The organism is Sulfitobacter sp. 1A12779 (assembly GCF_043557315.1).
Classification (GTDB): Bacteria; Pseudomonadota; Alphaproteobacteria; order Rhodobacterales; family Rhodobacteraceae; genus Sulfitobacter; species Sulfitobacter faviae.
In genome coordinates, this window is the sequence record NZ_JBIFFU010000007.1 from 82,034 (window position 1) to 97,773 (window position 15,740).

The following is a 15,740-nucleotide window of genomic DNA, read 5'->3' on the forward strand; positions in this document are numbered from 1 at the left end:
CTCAGATCAGGATGATAAACAAATAAAGCCCGTAAAGCGCGCTCAGCACCACGCCCCAAAGCCGGGTGATATCGCGGCCCAGATAGACAAAGGGGATCAGCAAAAGCGACGCGCCCAACATTACCCAAAGGTCGATCCGCAAGAAAGCTTCGTCGACCGAGATCGGACCGACAAGGCTCGCGATGCCGATGATCGCCAGCAGGTTGAACATATTGGAGCCGATCACATTGCCAAGCGCCACATCCGCCTGACGGCGCAGCGCCGCCATCACCGTGGTCGCGAGTTCCGGCAGCGACGTGCCCACGGCCACCAGCGTCAGGCCGATCACCGTGTCACTGACCCCATAGGTCTGGGCGATGATCGTGGCGTTATCCACCAAAAGGCTCGCCCCCAAGGGCAGGCCGATCAGCCCGAGGATCAGGAACATCTCAATCTGCCAACCCGCCATGTCGGGGTCTGCGCCTTCGGGCTCTTCCTCATCCTCTGCCGCGCCGCTGCGGCAGGCGTGGCGGTGGTCTTTGGCATCGCGGAAAGCGTCGAAAAGCATATAGGCCAGACCGGCGAGCAGGATCAGCCCAGCGATCCAGTCAAAGACACCGCGGAAGGCCAGCGCGATAAACAAGAGCGAGGCCGCGATCATCTGGTTATAGGTCTTGCGGGTGCTGCATTCCGAGGTGTGCATCGTCGCCAAAAGCGCCGGAATGCCCAGCACCATCAGGATATTGGCCGTATTCGACCCCACCACATTGCCAAGCGCCAGCCCCGGCACCCCGTCCAAAATCGCCTTGACCGAGATCAGCAACTCCGGCGCCGAAGTGCCAAAGGCCACGATAGTCAGGCTGACGATCAACGCAGGCACGCCAAGGCGCAGCGACAGGTTCACCGCCCCTTTCACCAGCGCATCCCCCGCAAACAGCAGGATCACGAGGCCAAGCCCCGAAAGTAGCCACGGCATCAGCATCAACGCCCTCCCTTACAGGCACAATCGCCTTTGCCAATGCGGTAACGTCCGCAGTCACGGCATTTAGACCGGGTCAGGCGTTTGCCCCCCAGCCAATGCATTTTTCCAAACCAAGCCATGAGGCCCATGGCCACCAGAAACAGCAGGACGATCTTGAAAACCATGGGCTAGAGTCCAAACCGCGCGAAGGCCGCGCGTTCCTCTATGCCCTGCACCGCGTTCTGCATCATCTGCACGCCAAAACGCGACAACAGCCCGCGTTTCACGCCATAGCGGCGCAGCCTGACCTTGTCGCCAAAGCGCTCTTTCAGCAGTGGTTTCAGATGGCCGATCCCGTCGATCAACCCCAGTTCGGCAGCGCGTTTCGCCAGCCAGATTTCCCCGGTGAAGAGGTCTTGCCCCTCGGGCAGCTTGCCCGCGCGGCGGGTCTTCACATGGTCGATAAAGTTCTCATGGATGTCTTCGAGAAGCACCTTCAGCCGGGCGACATCCTCGGGGTTTTCGGGGCGGAACGGGTCGAGCATGGATTTGCTCTGCCCTGCCGTATAAACGCGCCGCTCGACCCCATGCTCGCGGATGAACTCATGCACCCCGAAGGAGGCCGAGATCACCCCGATGGAGCCGACGACCGAGCTTGGGTCCGCGTAGATCTCGTCTGCTGCCGCCGCCAGCCAATAGCCGCCCGAGGCGGCCACATCTTCGACGAAGGCGATGACGGGAATATTCTTTTCCTCAGACAGCCGCCGGATGCGCGCGCCGATCAACGACGATTGCACCGGGCTGCCACCGGGGGAGCTGATCTCCAAGGCGACAGCGGCAGGCTTGCCCTTGGCAAAAGCCTTTTCGATGACCGGACCCATGGTGGCATCGTTCAACACCGCGCGGCCCTGCGCGCCGATCATGCCGGAAAGCCGGATTACGGAAACGCTGGGCGGGGATTTCAGGAAGGGCAGCCGAATTCTCATGCTCTTCATGTAGAACGCCCACCCCGCGCAAACAAGGCGGACGCCCAAGTTTCGTAGGCTCAGGCCCGCAGACGCCAGCCGGTGCGGAAGATCCACCAGATCACGCCGAGGCAAAGCGCCGTAAACAGCGCGATGGCGGCAAGGCTGGTGATGATCGGCACATCCGCCGCGCCGAAAAACGCCCAGCGAAAGCCCGAGATCAGATAGACCACCGGGTTAAAATGCGAGATCACCTGCCAGACCGGCGGCAGCATCGAGATCGAGTAGAAAGACCCGCCGAGGAAGACCAGCGGCGTGACGATCAACAGCGGCACCAGTTGCAACTGCTCAAAATTCCCCGCCCAGATGCCGATGATAAAGCCCATCAGCGCGAAGCTGATGCAAGTCAGGATCAGGAAGGCCACCATGGCGATGGGGTGCTGGATCGTGATGTCGACAAAGAAGAAGGCCGTGATCAGGATGATCGTGCCGATAAAGAGCGCCTTGGTCGCCGCCGCGCCGACATAGCCGATGACGATCTCGAAGAAGTTGATCGGGGCCGAAAGCAGTTCGTAAACCGTGCCGATGAACTTCGGGAAATAGATCCCGAAAGAAGCGTTGGAGATCGACTGTGTGATGACGCTGAGCATGATCAGCCCCGGCACGATGAAGGCGCCGTAGCTCACGCCCTCGACCTCATCAATGCGGCTGCCGATGGCGGCACCGAAGACGACGAAGTAAAGCGAGGTGGACAGCACCGGCGAGATGATGCTTTGCGTGATGGTGCGAAAGAAACGCGCCATTTCAAAAGCGTAGATGGCTTTGATCGCGGTCCAGTTCATGCCGCATCCTCCTTGAGCAGGTCGACAAAGATATCTTCCAAGCTGCTTTGCCGTGTCGCCACGTCTTGCAGCACCAGACCGCTTTCCGCGACCTTGGAGAGCAGCTTGGTGATGCCGGTCCGCTCGGCATTGGTGTCATAGGTGTAGATCAGCGATTGCCCATCGGCGGACAATTCCACGTCCGGCGATTGCAGCGCCAGCGGCACTTCGGTGATCGGCTCGGTCAGTTGGACTTCGAGTTGCTTCTTGCCCATGCGCGCCATCAGCGCGTGTTTCTCTTCGACCAGCAGCAATTCGCCCTTGGCGATGACGCCGATCCGGTCGGCGATGGCCTCGGCCTCTTCGATATAATGGGTGGTCAGGATGATCGTCACACCCGAGGCTTTCAGCCCCGCCACGATCTCCCACATGTCCTTGCGCAGTTCCACATCGACGCCTGCGGTCGGCTCATCCAGAAACAGCACCTTGGGGTCATGCGCCAGCGCCTTGGCGATCAGCACGCGGCGCTTCATACCGCCCGAAAGCTCGCGGATTTGGCTGTCTTTCTTATCCCAGAGCGAGAGTTGCCGCAGGATTTTCTCCAACACTGCCTCATCCGCCGGACGTCCAAACAGCCCGCGCGAGAAGCGCACGGTGTTCAGCACCCGCTCGAACGGCTCCAGATTGATCTCCTGCGGGACCAGCCCGATCATGGAACGGGCCGCGCGGAAATCATCCCGAATGTCATGGCCGCCGACGGTCACCTTGCCACTGGTCGCGGTGGTGATGCCGCAGATGGTCGAAATGAGCGTCGTCTTCCCCGCCCCGTTCGAACCCAGAAGCGCGAGAATCTCGCCCTTTTCGATCTGTAAATTGACCCCTTTGAGCGCCTCGAAACCGCCCGCGTAGGATTTACGCAGGTTTTGAATATCCACGATTGTCGGCATGGTCGTCTCCGCTTTGGTAAGGCGGGCAACCTAACCGGCTTTGCACCGGCTGAACAGATGCCTTCAGGTCTTGGCGCGGCCGAACCAGCCCTTTTTGGCAGGCGCGTCTTCATCGGTGGCCGGCGCCTCTGCGCCCTCCTCTGCCGGACCTTCGAGCGAGGATTGCAGGTTGTCGAAAAACTGATCCGCCATTTTCTTGGCAAAACCGTCGATGATCCGGCTGCCAAGCTGCGCCAGCTTGCCGCCGACCTTGGCCTCGACATCATAACTCAGCTCGGTCCCACCGTCCTTTTCGGCCAGCCGCACCTCGGCCCCGCCTTTGGCGAAACCTGCGGCACCGCCCTTGCCCTCGCCGGTGATGGTCAGCGCTTCGTTCGGCACCAGATCGGAGAGCGTCACATGGCCCTTGAACGTCGCCTTCACCGGGCCGACCTTTTGCACCACCGTCGCGTCATAGCCCTCTTCGACCGAACCTGAGACGTCTTGCGCGCCGGGTACGCAGGTTTGCAGCATCTCGGGGTCCAGCAATGCCGCGTAAACCTCGGCGGGGGTGGCGGCGATCTGGCGGGTGTCGGACATCTGCATGGCTGGCTCTCCCTTTGGCGTATCGCATCAGTCTAGCGGGTAATTCTGCGCAAACCAATGTCAAAGCGCTGGACCTTACGCGCCGGGCTGATAGGTCTTTGCCATGACAAGTAATTCCCATAACCGCGCCGGACTGGCGATCGGGCTGATCCTTCTCGGCGTCGCCGCGATTTCGGTCAATGACATGCTGATCAAACGTCTGTCGGGCGGCTATCCGCTGCATCAGATCGTCTTTACCCGCTCGGCCATTGGGATTCTGCTGGGGCTGGTGTTGGTCAAACTCGAAGGCGGGTTTCACCTGCTCAAGACGCGGCAGCCGGGGCTGCATCTGCTGCGCGGGCTGCTCATCGTGATCTCGAACATGTCCTTCTTTCTGGCGCTGTCGGTTCTGCCGTTGGCCGAGGCGACGGCGCTGTTCTTTGCAGCCCCCCTCTTCATCACGGTGCTGTCGATCCCGCTGCTGGGTGAAAAGGTCGGCCCGCTGCGCCTTGGCGCGGTGATCGTGGGGTTCATCGGCGTGGTAATCATGATGCGCCCTTGGGCCAGCACCGCGACGCTCGAAGTCTCCCGCTGGGTGCTGCTGCTGCCGGTGCTGGCGGCGCTGACCTATGCGTTGAACCAATTGATGACACGCAAGCTTGGGGTGAACTCCAAAGCCTCGGCGCTGATGGTCTATATCCAAGCCGCCTTTGTCGCCGTGTCACTGGGGTTTTTCCTGATCGCAGGCGATGGGCGGTTCGTGGATGAGGGCAGCAGTGCCTCGCTCCAGTTTCTGCTGCGCGCGTGGATTTGGCCTGCCCGTGAGGATTACCTCACCTTCCTTGGCATTGGGTTGAACATCGCGCTGATCGGCTATTGCCTCAGCCAAGCCTACCGGCTGGGGGATGCCGCCACGGTGGCCCCGTTCGAATATATCGGCCTGCCGCTGGCGGTGTTCTGGGGTTTCGTGATCTTCGGCGACCTCCCGGTCTGGGAGGTCTGGGTCGGGATCGCGCTGATCCTCGCCTCTGGCCTCTTCGTCTACCTGCGCGAGCGCCAGAAGGCGCTGCGCGTGACCCGTTTGCAGGGCGGGCGGCGGGCTTAAGCCGCCACCTCGACCACCACCTTGCCCGTTGCCTTGCGGTCGCGCAGAAGGGCCAGCGCCTCGTTGGCCTGTTCCAGCGGCATGACGTTGCTGACATGGGGTTTCAGCTTGCCCGCGACATACCATTTGATCAGTTCGGCGAAACTGTCGGTCAGGACCGAAGGTTTGATCTTGGCATAGCCGCCCCAGTAAAAGCCCAAAACGGTGAGGTTCTTGACCAGCAGAATATTGGCCGGGATTTGCGGCACCTCGCCACTGGCAAAGCCCAAGGGGATCAGCCGCGCTTCGGGGTTGCAGGCGCGCATGGCGGCTTTGAACTGATCACCGCCGACGGGATCATAGACCACATCGGCCCCGCCCAATTCCTTGACGATGGCGCGGATGTCGTCGGTCTCGGAATTAATCAGGTGATCGGCGCCCGCCTCTTTACAGACGGCGAGTTTGTCGGCGCCGCGCGCTACGGCGATCACCTCGGCCCCCATCAGCTTGCCCAGTTCCACCGCCGTCAGCCCGATGCCGCCCGATGCGCCCAAAACCAGCAGCCGCTCGCCCGGCTGCAACCGCGCCTTATAGTCTAACGCCACATGGCTGGTGCCATAGGCGATCAGAAAGGCCGCCGCGTCGACCGCCGTCATCTCTTCGGGGATCGGCACGCAGACGGCTGCGGGAATGGCGGCATATTCGGCCAGACCGTCAAACCCGGTATAGGCCGCCACGCGCTGGCCGACCTTCAGGTGCTCCACCCCCGCGCCCAGAGCGGTGATCGTGCCCGCCATTTCCATCCCCAGCGTGAAGGGCAGCGGCGGTTTTTCCTGATAGGTGCCTTTGATGATCAACAGATCACCAAAGTTCAGCCCGCAGGTCTCGACCTGAACCAGCACCTCGCCCTGCCCCGGCATCGGCATCTCAAGCTCTTGCAGGGTAAGCGGTTCGTCATAGGCGGTGACTTGCATGGCGCGCATCGGGCTGTCCTTTCGTGCTGCTTTGGCCCGAAGAGGCCAGAAGCCAGCGCGCTTGGCAAGACCCGTGGCCCGCGCCGCTGCGTTAACCGGGCATGATCACCAGCCGGATGCCATAGGCCACCACCGCCAGCAGGGCGACGCTGGCCAGCCAAAGCGCCACGAACCAGCCCGCGCGTTTCAGCCAATGGCGCATCAGTGGTAGCCCTCCTCGGGGTCGATCTTGCCGCGGAACACCCAATAGGCATAGGCGGTGTAGCTCAGGATCAGCGGCAGCAGCACCAGCGTGCCGACCAGCGCGAACATCAGGCTCTCATCCGGGGCGGCAGCCTCTGCAATGGTCAGGCTCGGCGGGACCATATGGGGGTAGAAACTGATCCCGATGCCGATGAAGCCCAGCACGAAGAGCGCCAGCGCGCAGAAGAACGGCTGCTTGTCGCCGCGGCGTTGCAACCCGCGCAGCATGCCGAAAGCCGCCAGCGCCACCAAAAGTGGCACGATGCCGCTGAAGAGCGCGGTGGGCCACGCGAACCAGCGTTCGAAATAGACTGCGTCGGTGAAGGGCGTCCAAAGGCTGACCAGCCCCATGAAGACCAGTGTCGCCACCGCCAGTGGCCATGCAAGGCGGCGCATATGCGCTTGGATGCGGCCTTCAAGCTTCATGTTGAGCCATGTGGCGCCCAGCAAAGCATAGCCTGTGGTCACCGCCACACCGGTCAGGATCGAGAAGGGCGTGAGCCAGTCCCACCAGCCGCCCGCATAGGCGCGGCCTTCGATCTCGATCCCCTGCACCAGCGCGCCCAAGGCGATGCCCTGACAGAAGGAGGCCACCAGCGAGCCGCCGAAGAACGCCATGTCCCACAGCGGTTTCCAGCGTTTCGTGCGCCAACGGTACTCAAAGGCGACGCCGCGGAAGATCAGCCCAAGCAGCATCAGGATAATCGGCATGTAAAGCGCGGGCATCACCACCGCATAGGCCAGCGGGAAGACGGCAAAGAGCCCGCCGCCGCCCAGCACCAGCCATGTCTCATTGCCGTCCCAGATGGGCGCGACCGAGTTCATCATCACATTGCGCTCGCCCTCATCCTTGGTCATCGGAAAGAGCAGCCCAACACCCAGATCGAAGCCGTCGAGGATAACGTAGATCAGCACCGCCCCGGCGATGATCCCGGCCCAGATGAACGAAAGTTCAAGTCCAAACATCTCAGCTCTCCTCGCCTTTGTTATGCGCGGTCTTGTCTCTGACCGCCGCCTCTTCGCCGACAGCAAGGATCGGCCCCTCGCCGCGCGCCGGGTCGTTCTGCGCCGCCCCGTCTTGCGCGTCGTCCCCCTGAACGTCGTCACGCTCGTCTTCCAGCACATGGCCGACAACCGGCTTGCGCATCATCGCCAGAATATACCAAGTGCCCGCGCCGAAGACGAAGAAATAGACCACAATGAAAGCGATCAGGGAGGTCGCGACCGCCGGCGCCTCAATCGGGGCAAGGCTTTCCGAGGTCCGCAACAGCCCGTAGACCGTAAAGGGCTGCCGCCCCACCTCGGTCGTGATCCAGCCTGCCAGCACCGCCACAAAGCCGGTCGGCCCCATCACCAGCGCCAGACGGTGCAGCATCGGCGCATCGTAAAGCCACCCGCGCAGCCGCGCGAAGGCCGCCCAAAGCCCTAGCCCCAGCATCGCAAAGCCAAGCCCGATCATGATGCGGAAAGACCAGAAGACGATGGCCACCGGCGGCTCATCCGCGTCCGGGATCGTGTCCAGCCCGTCGAGCGGCGCGTTCAGATCATGCTTGAGGATCAGCGACGACAGTTTGGGGATCTCCACCGCGTAGTCGATGCGCTTTTCCTCGGGGTTCGGGATGCCGAAGAGGATCAGCGGCGCGCCCTCGGGGTGGCTGTCGTAATGCCCCTCCATCGCCATGACCTTGGCGGGCTGATGCTCCAGCGTGTTCAGCCCGTGCATATCGCCTGCAAGGATTTGGAGCGGCGTGACCAGCAAGAGCATCCACATCGCCATGGAGAACATCCGCCGCGCCGCCGCATCCGCACGGTCGCGCAGCAGGTGCAGCCCCCCGACCCCGCCGACGACCAACGCCGTGGTGAGATAGGCCGCCAGCACCATATGCACCAAACGGTAGGGGAAGGAGGGGTTGAAGACGATCGCCCACCAATCCTCAGGCACGAACTGGCCCACGTCATTGATGGCAAAGCCCGCAGGCGTCTGCATCCAAGAGTTCACCGACAAGATCCATGTGGCCGAGGCCAGCGTGCCAAGCGCGACCAGCGCTGTCGCGAACATATGCAGCCCGTCGCCCACCCGCTTGCGGCCGAAGAGCATGATGCCCAGAAAACCCGCCTCAAGGAAAAAGGCCGAGAGCACCTCATAGGCCATCAGCGGCCCGACCACCGGCCCCGCCTTGTCAGAGAAGACCGACCAATTGGTGCCGATCTGGTAGGACATGACGATGCCCGAGACGACCCCCATGCCAAAGGCCACCGCGAAGATTTTCTTCCAGAAGTTGAAGAGCTTCAGATAGGTCTCTTCGCGTTTCCACAGCCAGAGCGCATTGAGCACGGCCAGAAAGCTCGCCAACCCGATAGAGAAAGCCGGGAAGATGATGTGGAACGAAACCGTGAATGCAAATTGCACCCGCGCTAGGATTTCGGCGGTGTAACCGTCGAGCATATGAAGCCCCCGCGTATTGTTTCCTGACCTATATAGGACCGGGCGGCGGGAGAGGCACAGGCTAAATTGCCGCAGTGCTTGGCCCGCGTTCTAGCTGTCGAACGTCACCACGACGCGCAGCCCCGGCGCATTGTCGGCAAGCTCCAGCCTTGCCCCATGGAGTTTCGCCACCCCATCGACCAGCGCCAGACCCAGCCCATGACCCGGCGTGCCCCGGCTGCGATCAAGCCGGTAAAGCCGCTGCAACACTTTGTCGCGGTCCTCAGCCGGAATGCCGGGGCCGCCGTCCGCCACCGTGAGCGTGACCTGCCCCGCCGCCTGTCTCAGCGCGACCTCTACCGCCTCGGCATCCCCGGAATGGCGCAGGGCGTTTTCAATCAGATTGGCCAGCAATTGCCCCAAAAGCGCCCGGTCGCCGGTGACATGAACAGGGGTTTCGGGCAGATCGCAAAGCAGACGTTTGCCCTGCTCCCCTGCTGCGGGTTCGTAAAGCTCGACCATGGTGCGGCAAAGCGCGGTGAGGTCGACGGAGGCGAAATGCGCGCGGGCCTCGCCCTGCTCCACCTGCGCCAGCTGCAAAAGCGATTGAAAGATTGCGGCGATGCCCTCCAACTCGGCCCGGGCACGGGCCAGCGGTTCGGCGCGGTCCGCGCCCGCAGCTTCGGCCCTGTCCAGATCGTCAAGATGGACAGAGACACGCTGAATCGGGGTCTTCAGATCATGCGCGATATCAAGTGACACCTGCCGCAGCGCCGCGACAGAGGTTTCCTGCGCCCGGGCCATCTGGTTCACCGCCTCACCGATGCGCAGCAGGTCGTCCGACCAGCGCGGCCCCGGCGCGACCCTTGCGGCCAGATCTCCTGTCGTCAGCCGGTCCAGCGTGGCGCGGATCACCTCCACATGGCGTTTGGAGCGGCGGGCAAGGATCAGCCCGCCCGACAGCGCGATCAGCACCGTGGGCAGCAGGCTCACCAGCAGAATATTGACGAAAACCTCGCGCAGGGCCGTGATCTCGGCCCGGCTGCGCGCGATGGTCAAAAGCCCGCCATAGAGCGTGTCGGTCAGAGTCAGGTAAACACCCCGATACTCCGCCCGCGCCGCGCCGATCGAGACGATGTGATAGCCCTCGTTATCCCGCGCGATGGCCCCGTTGCCGTAAATGCGCCCGTTGGGACCGATGTAGCTGAGGATCAGCCGGTTCGGGTCGGTCTCACGCGATTCCGCCTCGACCAGCCGCGCGAGCGCGGCGGCGCCGGGCGCGGCGCGAAAGCCCGCCATGTCCTGCGCCAGATCGGCGCGGATCGCTTGCTCGAACGACCGCTGGGTGACCGCATAACTGGCCGCGAGGCTGAGCAGGCTGACGATGGTGAACAAAAGCACCAGCAAAAGCGCCAGACGCAGCGGCATCGACCGCCAGAGCCCCGCCAGCCGCGCCCTCATGCGTCGATCCTATAGCCCGCGCCGCGCACGGTCTGGATGAGTTCGCTGTCAAAGGGCCGGTCGACCTTGGCCCGCAGGCGGCTGATGTGGGTCTCGACCACATTGGTCATCGGGTCGAAAGAGATGTCCCAGACCGCCTCCAGCAACATGGTGCGGGTCTGCACCCTCCCCTTGCGGCGCAAGAGATGCTCCAAGAGGGCAAACTCCCGCGGCAGCAGGTCGATCTCTTGGCCTGCCCGCGTCACCCGGCGGCTGATGAGGTCCATGGTCAGATCGCCCGCGCGCAGGGTGGTCTCCTGCTCCAGCGCCTGCGGACGGCGGGCCAGCGCGTTGACCCGCGCCGAAAGCTCTCCGAAGGCGAAGGGTTTGACCAGATAGTCATCCGCCCCGGCATTCAGCCCGTCGATCCGGTCCTCCACCGCGCCCATGGCCGTCAGCAGTAACACCGGCGTGGTATTGCCCGCCCCGCGCAGGGTTTTCAGCAGCGTCAGCCCATCCAACTCGGGCAGCATCCGGTCAAGGATCAGCACGTCATATTGCCCGGTGGTGGCCTGCACCAACCCGTCGCGGCCATCGGCCACCACATCCACCGCATGCCCCTCTTCGCGCAGGCCGCGCGCGATATAGGTGCTGGTGGTGGTATCGTCTTCGACAACAAGCAGTTTCATCCTGTCCTCATGTAGGATTGCCGATGAATTATGCCAAATTCGCGGCCCGTGCAGCCCACAGGCGGCAATCTCACAAATTTGTATAGGGCGCGGCAAGGCACTGTAAAACCGCAGGTCCAGATAGGCTCCCGGAACGACCGAATGCACAGCAAGGAGCATGCAATGACCAAGACCCTTTCCAAAGCCCCCCGCGCCGCCGCCCTTGCGCTGAGCGCCGCGATGGCCGCCACACCGATGCTGGCGCTGGTCCCCTCGGCCGCGCTTGCGGTCCCGCCGGGCGGTTATGCCGACCTGGTCGAGGCCGTCTCCCCGGCCGTCGTCTTCATCGAGGTGACCGGTAAGCAGCAACAGGCCGTGGCCCAGCAACAACTGCCCCCCGGCATGCCCGAGGAACTGCGCCGCCGGTTCGAGCACATGCTGCCCGGTCAGGATCGCGCCGCCCCCGCCCCGCGTCAGGGTCTGGGCTCGGGCTTTATCATCTCCGAGGACGGCCAGATCGTGACCAACCACCACGTCGTCGCAGGTGCCGAGACAGTGACCGTGAAGCTTGCCGATGGCCGCAAGTTCGACGCCGAGGTCGTGGGCAGCGACGCGATGACCGACATCGCGCTGCTGAAAGTCTCTGCGGATGTGGACCTGCCCAAAGTGGACTTTGGCACCTCGAAATCCCTGCGCGTGGGGGATGAGGTCGTGGCCGTGGGCAACCCCTTCGGCCTTGGCGGCACAGTCACTTCGGGCATCGTCTCGGCCCTGTCGCGCGACATCCAGGCAGGCCCCTTCGATGACTTTATCCAAACCGACGCGGCGATCAACCGCGGCAACTCCGGCGGGCCGCTGTTCAACAACGACGGCGAGGTCGTGGGCGTGAACACCGCGATCCTGAGCCCCGGTGGCGGGTCGGTCGGCATCGGCTTCTCGGTGCCCTCGGATCTGGTGCAGACCATCGTCGCCGATCTGGCCGATGACGGGTCGGTCGAGCGGGGCTGGCTGGGCGTGCAGATCCGGCCCATGACCCCCGAGGTCGCCAATGTGCTGGGCTATGACGAGCCGCGCGGCGCGGTGATCGAAGCGGTCTCCGACGATAGCCCCGCCGCCAAAGCGGGCCTTAAGAAGGGCGACATCATCCTGTCCTTCGGCGACACGGAAGTGGACGATCTGCGCGACCTGACCCGTGCGGTGGCCACCACCACGCCCGACAGCGCGGCAGAGGTCGTCGTGCTGCGCAAAGGGTCTGAACAGACCCTCGACGTGACCGTGGGCGCGCTGGAACCCAAGCCGGCGTGATCCACGCCTTCCCGGCGCCCCTCATGCCGCCGGGAAGCCCCCAGCCCTTCGCCCTCGCCGGGGGCTGGGCAGCCTGCCCCGGTGGTCCTGCACTGCCGGGGCTTTTTATGTCCCCTCGCCGCCATCACCTTCGCCTGATGGCGCATTATGCATATGAAACCGCACCAGTTCCGCCACGGAATTCGCCTCAAGCTTGCGCATCACCCGCGCACGGTGCACCTCGACCGTCTTGATAGAGATGTCCATCTCGCTGCCGATCTCACGGTTCGACAGCCCTGCCGCCACACGTTCGAACACCCGATGCTCCTGCGGGGTGAGCCGGGCCAGAAGCTGCGCATTTTCGACCTCTGCCGCCTTGCTCTTGCGCCGGGCCGCATCGGACTGAAGGGCCGCGTTGATCAGGTCGAGCATGTTTTGGTTGTTGAAGGGTTTTTCAATGAAATCCACCGCCCCCGCCTTCATCGCCGTCACGGCGGTAGAGACATCGCCGAAGGCCGTCATCAGGATCAGCGGCAGTTTGATCCCCCGCGCGTTCAGCGCCTTTTGCAATTCCAAACCGCTCATCCCCGGCATCCGCACGTCGCTCACAAGGCAGCAGCAACCGCTGTCCTCATAGCTATCTAGGAACGCCGCCGCCGATGCAAAGGGAATGGCGCGCAGCCCGACGGAGCCCAGCAACCACACCAGAGACTCCCGCACCGCGGCGTCATCATCGACGACGTAAACGATCCCCTCTTGCGACATTCTACTTTTGCACCTCCAACGGCAGACGCACGGTCAGGCAGGCGCCCTCGGCATCGGATTTCGTCACGGCGATCGTTCCGCCATGGGACAGAACGATCGTTTCGCAAATCGCCAGCCCCACGCCAAGCCCCTTGTCCTTGGTCGAGCGGAAGGCGCTGAAAGCGGTCTGTGCGGGCATGTCCGGGGCAAAGCCGCGTCCCGCATCGGCCACGTCGATCACGATTTCACCGGCTTCGCAGCGCGCGGTGACCGAAACTTCGGTATCCGCACGCTCCACCTCCCGAGAGGCGTCGATGCCGTTCTTGATGAGGTTGATCAACAACTGCTCAATCTCGATCCGGGCGCAATGCAGGGCGACTTCGCCACATTGATCGTTGATGGCCACGGTGACCCCGGTGGCCGAGCTTTCGGGCTGGATCAGCAGTTGCACCGAGCGGAGGATCTCGTCAAAGCGGACCGCATTGCGGTCGGCATCGTCGCTATGCAGATAGTTCGACATAGAGCGCAGGATGGCGCTGGCCCGTTCAGATTGGCTTTGCATATTGTTGAGCACGGCGATCATATCCTCTCTCTCAAGCTGGTCGTTCTTGGCACGCAGCACGCAGCCTGCGGCAAAATTGTGAATAGCGGCTAAAGGCTGGTTCAATTCATGGGCAATGGCGGCGGTCATCTGGCCCAGAGTTTCGCGCCGGTTAAGCAGTTGCAGCGCCGTTTCATGCCGGTGCAGCCGCTCTTCGCGCTCGACCTTTTCGGTGATGTCGGAGGCGATGGTCAAAAGCCCGCCCGCGGCCACAGGGTAATCCGTCACCTCTAGCCAACGGCCCGTCGATGTCCGCGCGCGAAAGAACTTGGCCGGGGCATTGCGCCGGTCGCGCCGCTGCGCGCTCCAGCGGGTCTTGCCTTCGGTGGTCGTTGCCATTTTGCCGGTCTCGGTAAAATGGGCGAGCAATTCATCGAAGTGTTTCCCGATGATATCGCCCTCCATCCCGGCATAGGTCGCGCGATATTCCTCGTTGCAATAGACCAGACGGTCGCTGCTGTCGAAGAGCGCCACCATGGTCGAGATATTCTCGAAAGCCAGCGCCAATGCCTCCAGCGCGCTTTTGCGCTCGGTCTCGGCGGTGGCGATTTCGGTCATGTCGAAACAGGTGCCGCGATAGCCTGCCAGTTCCGCTTGGGCATCGAAGAAAGGTTTGCCTGACATGTCGATCTGCCGTGTCCGCCCCCTGCCCAAGGGCAAGACCAATCGCAGATCGCGAAAGGTTTCTCGCGCGGCGAAGCGTTGTTGTAGCAGGTCGTAATCCCCTTGGCCTTTCGCTACATCAGCTTCGGCAAGGGTCTTGCCCAGATCGAAGATCGGGGTTTCGCTGTCGGTCTGACGGCCCCCGCCTGACAGAAAGGTGAAACGCCCTTCGGCGTCCATCTCCCAGACCCAATCGGTCGCGCTTTCGGTGAAGTCGCGAAAGCGGGTTTCGCTTTCCACCAGTTCGGTCAGCACGTTCTGCTGATCCGTTACATCTTGGATCGCTGCCAGCAGATGCACATGACGGCCCCGGTCCAAACGGCGAATGCAGGCCCGCGCTTCGATCTGGCGTCCGCTGGCGGCAAGAAACTTGACGTTCTCCACCACATCGCGCGGACGGCTGCCTGCCATATGCAGGTTGTTGCGGATCGTGGCGCGGCTGCGCGGCTCCACGAAACTCTGCCCCTGCTGCCACATTTCGCGCAGGTTTTGCGCGTCGCGCCCCAGAAGCGCTTCCACCTCGGGCGAGGCATCGACCAGCGCGCCCTGCTGATCCCACTCCAGATAGCCGATACCCGCCACCTCTGCCGCAAGCGCATGTTTCGCCGCGCTGACCTCTGCCTCATGCACCGCGTCCTGCACGGCGGAGCGGTCCATGATCATCACCAACACCCCCACCACCTGCCCCCGGTCGGACAGCGGCTGATAGACCGCCGCCCCTTGGGTGCGGTCCAGCACGGGGCGCGAGAAATCGAAATGCCATGTGACCTGCCGCCCGGCCAAGGCCTTTTCAAGGTTGTCCGAAATCTCGTCCAGCAGGTCCGGTGGGACGATCTGCGACAGGTGTTTGCCCACGATCTCACCCGTTGGCCTGCCTAAGGACGCGCTATAGGCGTCATTGACGAAAGCATAGGTCATATCGGGCGTGAGAAAGGCCGCCTGCACCGGCAAATGGTCGAGGAAGTCGGGCAATCTGCGCCGTGTCTCATCGGTATTGGCGGTGTTTTGCAGCTTGCGCCGGTTGCGCATCACGCGCCAAACCTGCGCCACCAGCACCGCAAGCGCCGCCACCGCAAAGACCAGTTCGATCGGATCGCCATAGGCGCCGCCGCGCGGGGCCGATGCCAAGACCACGACGACATAGAGCGTCAAGACCGCAACCGCGCCCACCACGGCGAAACGGTTGACCGCATCGCCGATCTGCTTGGCGATCATCACGCCGGACAAGACGATCCCGCACAGCGCAATCAATGTAAACGCCGCGACCAAGCTCATGCGCACCTCTACTTTCCCTCGAAAGGTCTATTTTTTCGGCCCCCCTGTCTATTGGGGGAAACCCTGACAAAGAGCGATTAATCTGCCTCGCAATACGCGTAT

15 protein-coding genes are annotated in these 15,740 nt (G+C 62.9%); 2 read left to right on the forward strand and 13 right to left on the reverse strand.

Going from position 1 to position 15,740, the window contains the following annotated elements; genetic code table 11:
• Position 1 precedes the first annotated feature (1 nt).
• From ACGYLQ_RS10155 to ACGYLQ_RS10175, 5 genes are all read right to left on the reverse strand, one after another.
• On the reverse strand, positions 2 to 961 hold the full coding sequence (locus ACGYLQ_RS10155) for a calcium/sodium antiporter (RefSeq protein WP_394442733.1): 960 nt from the start codon (positions 959 to 961) through the stop codon (positions 2 to 4).
• A 167-nt stretch (positions 962 to 1,128) separates the two neighbouring features.
• Positions 1,129 to 1,926 (reverse strand): S49 family peptidase, encoded by a 798-nt coding sequence (locus ACGYLQ_RS10160; protein ID WP_394442897.1) that lies wholly within the window; start codon positions 1,924 to 1,926, stop codon positions 1,129 to 1,131.
• 59 nt (positions 1,927 to 1,985) lie between these two features.
• Positions 1,986 to 2,747 (reverse strand): ABC transporter permease, encoded by a 762-nt coding sequence (locus tag ACGYLQ_RS10165; protein WP_067265544.1) that lies wholly within the window; start codon positions 2,745 to 2,747, stop codon positions 1,986 to 1,988.
• A complete protein-coding gene (locus ACGYLQ_RS10170) occupies positions 2,744 to 3,673 on the reverse strand; it encodes an ABC transporter ATP-binding protein (protein ID WP_394442736.1) in 930 nt (309 codons plus the stop codon). Before ACGYLQ_RS10170 ends, ACGYLQ_RS10165 begins: the two co-directional genes overlap by 4 nt.
• Before the next feature lie 63 nt (positions 3,674 to 3,736).
• Complete coding sequence (locus ACGYLQ_RS10175; RefSeq protein ID WP_394442739.1) at positions 3,737 to 4,258, reverse strand: CoxG family protein; 522 nt, start codon at positions 4,256 to 4,258, stop codon at positions 3,737 to 3,739.
• A 103-nt stretch (positions 4,259 to 4,361) separates the two neighbouring features.
• On the opposite strand from ACGYLQ_RS10175, the gene ACGYLQ_RS10180 reads away from it, so the two are divergent.
• On the forward strand, positions 4,362 to 5,342 hold the full coding sequence (locus ACGYLQ_RS10180; RefSeq protein ID WP_394442742.1) for a DMT family transporter: 981 nt from the start codon (positions 4,362 to 4,364) through the stop codon (positions 5,340 to 5,342).
• Here the strand turns inward: ACGYLQ_RS10180 and ACGYLQ_RS10185 are convergent.
• From ACGYLQ_RS10185 to ACGYLQ_RS10210, 6 genes are all read right to left on the reverse strand, one after another.
• On the reverse strand, positions 5,339 to 6,304 hold the full coding sequence (locus ACGYLQ_RS10185) for an NADPH:quinone oxidoreductase family protein (RefSeq protein ID WP_394442744.1): 966 nt from the start codon (positions 6,302 to 6,304) through the stop codon (positions 5,339 to 5,341). The two genes, ACGYLQ_RS10180 and ACGYLQ_RS10185, sit on opposite strands and share 4 nt — an antisense overlap.
• 82 nt (positions 6,305 to 6,386) lie before the next feature.
• The gene (locus ACGYLQ_RS10190) at positions 6,387 to 6,497 is read right to left on the reverse strand and encodes a DUF2474 family protein (RefSeq protein WP_136720396.1); all 111 of its coding nucleotides are present in this window, start codon (positions 6,495 to 6,497) and stop codon (positions 6,387 to 6,389) included.
• Positions 6,497 to 7,504: a cytochrome d ubiquinol oxidase subunit II gene (gene cydB / locus ACGYLQ_RS10195; protein ID WP_394411611.1), complete on the reverse strand. Its 1,008-nt coding sequence runs from the start codon at positions 7,502 to 7,504 to the stop codon at positions 6,497 to 6,499. The genes ACGYLQ_RS10190 and cydB overlap by 1 nt, the downstream gene beginning before the upstream one ends.
• Position 7,505: 1 nt before the next feature.
• Positions 7,506 to 8,984, reverse strand: coding sequence for a cytochrome ubiquinol oxidase subunit I (locus ACGYLQ_RS10200; protein WP_394442747.1), 1,479 nt, complete (start codon positions 8,982 to 8,984; stop codon positions 7,506 to 7,508).
• A 90-nt stretch (positions 8,985 to 9,074) separates the two neighbouring features.
• Positions 9,075 to 10,424: an ATP-binding protein gene (locus tag ACGYLQ_RS10205; protein ID WP_394442750.1), complete on the reverse strand. Its 1,350-nt coding sequence runs from the start codon at positions 10,422 to 10,424 to the stop codon at positions 9,075 to 9,077.
• The gene (locus tag ACGYLQ_RS10210; protein ID WP_067265524.1) at positions 10,421 to 11,092 is read right to left on the reverse strand and encodes a response regulator transcription factor; all 672 of its coding nucleotides are present in this window, start codon (positions 11,090 to 11,092) and stop codon (positions 10,421 to 10,423) included. Before ACGYLQ_RS10210 ends, ACGYLQ_RS10205 begins: the two co-directional genes overlap by 4 nt.
• Positions 11,093 to 11,254: 162 nt before the next feature.
• Between ACGYLQ_RS10210 and ACGYLQ_RS10215 the strand changes: the two genes are divergently transcribed.
• The gene (locus tag ACGYLQ_RS10215) at positions 11,255 to 12,376 is read left to right on the forward strand and encodes a Do family serine endopeptidase (protein WP_394442752.1); all 1,122 of its coding nucleotides are present in this window, start codon (positions 11,255 to 11,257) and stop codon (positions 12,374 to 12,376) included.
• A gap of 105 nt (positions 12,377 to 12,481) precedes the next feature.
• On the opposite strand, the gene ACGYLQ_RS10220 is transcribed toward ACGYLQ_RS10215, so the two are convergent.
• Both ACGYLQ_RS10220 and ACGYLQ_RS10225 read right to left on the reverse strand, forming a co-directional pair.
• Entirely contained in the window at positions 12,482 to 13,120 is a 639-nt protein-coding gene (locus tag ACGYLQ_RS10220) for a response regulator transcription factor (protein WP_067265519.1), read from the reverse strand.
• Position 13,121: 1 nt separating this feature from the next.
• Positions 13,122 to 15,638 (reverse strand): PAS domain-containing protein, encoded by a 2,517-nt coding sequence (locus ACGYLQ_RS10225; RefSeq protein ID WP_394442755.1) that lies wholly within the window; start codon positions 15,636 to 15,638, stop codon positions 13,122 to 13,124.
• Positions 15,639 to 15,740 lie beyond the last annotated feature (102 nt).

What these genes read in the sequence shown, in the direction of transcription:
- ACGYLQ_RS10170 (WP_394442736.1), bottom strand. Translation starts at nt 3,673, where the DNA reads ATGCCGACAATCGTGGATATTCAAAACCTGCGTAAATCCTACGCGGGC.
- ACGYLQ_RS10225 (WP_394442755.1), bottom strand. Translation starts at nt 15,638, where the DNA reads ATGAGCTTGGTCGCGGCGTTTACATTGATTGCGCTGTGCGGGATCGTC.
- ACGYLQ_RS10180 (WP_394442742.1), top strand. Translation starts at nt 4,362, where the DNA reads ATGACAAGTAATTCCCATAACCGCGCCGGACTGGCGATCGGGCTGATC.
- ACGYLQ_RS10190 (WP_136720396.1), bottom strand. Translation starts at nt 6,497, where the DNA reads ATGCGCCATTGGCTGAAACGCGCGGGCTGGTTCGTGGCGCTTTGGCTG.
- ACGYLQ_RS10155 (WP_394442733.1), bottom strand. Translation starts at nt 961, where the DNA reads ATGCTGATGCCGTGGCTACTTTCGGGGCTTGGCCTCGTGATCCTGCTG.
- ACGYLQ_RS10205 (WP_394442750.1), bottom strand. Translation starts at nt 10,424, where the DNA reads ATGAGGGCGCGGCTGGCGGGGCTCTGGCGGTCGATGCCGCTGCGTCTG.
- ACGYLQ_RS10210 (WP_067265524.1), bottom strand. Translation starts at nt 11,092, where the DNA reads ATGAAACTGCTTGTTGTCGAAGACGATACCACCACCAGCACCTATATC.
- ACGYLQ_RS10165 (WP_067265544.1), bottom strand. Translation starts at nt 2,747, where the DNA reads ATGAACTGGACCGCGATCAAAGCCATCTACGCTTTTGAAATGGCGCGT.
- ACGYLQ_RS10220 (WP_067265519.1), bottom strand. Translation starts at nt 13,120, where the DNA reads ATGTCGCAAGAGGGGATCGTTTACGTCGTCGATGATGACGCCGCGGTG.
- ACGYLQ_RS10200 (WP_394442747.1), bottom strand. Translation starts at nt 8,984, where the DNA reads ATGCTCGACGGTTACACCGCCGAAATCCTAGCGCGGGTGCAATTTGCA.
- ACGYLQ_RS10185 (WP_394442744.1), bottom strand. Translation starts at nt 6,304, where the DNA reads ATGCGCGCCATGCAAGTCACCGCCTATGACGAACCGCTTACCCTGCAA.
- ACGYLQ_RS10175 (WP_394442739.1), bottom strand. Translation starts at nt 4,258, where the DNA reads ATGCAGATGTCCGACACCCGCCAGATCGCCGCCACCCCCGCCGAGGTT.
- ACGYLQ_RS10215 (WP_394442752.1), top strand. Translation starts at nt 11,255, where the DNA reads ATGACCAAGACCCTTTCCAAAGCCCCCCGCGCCGCCGCCCTTGCGCTG.
- cydB (WP_394411611.1), bottom strand. Translation starts at nt 7,504, where the DNA reads ATGTTTGGACTTGAACTTTCGTTCATCTGGGCCGGGATCATCGCCGGG.
- ACGYLQ_RS10160 (WP_394442897.1), bottom strand. Translation starts at nt 1,926, where the DNA reads ATGAGAATTCGGCTGCCCTTCCTGAAATCCCCGCCCAGCGTTTCCGTA.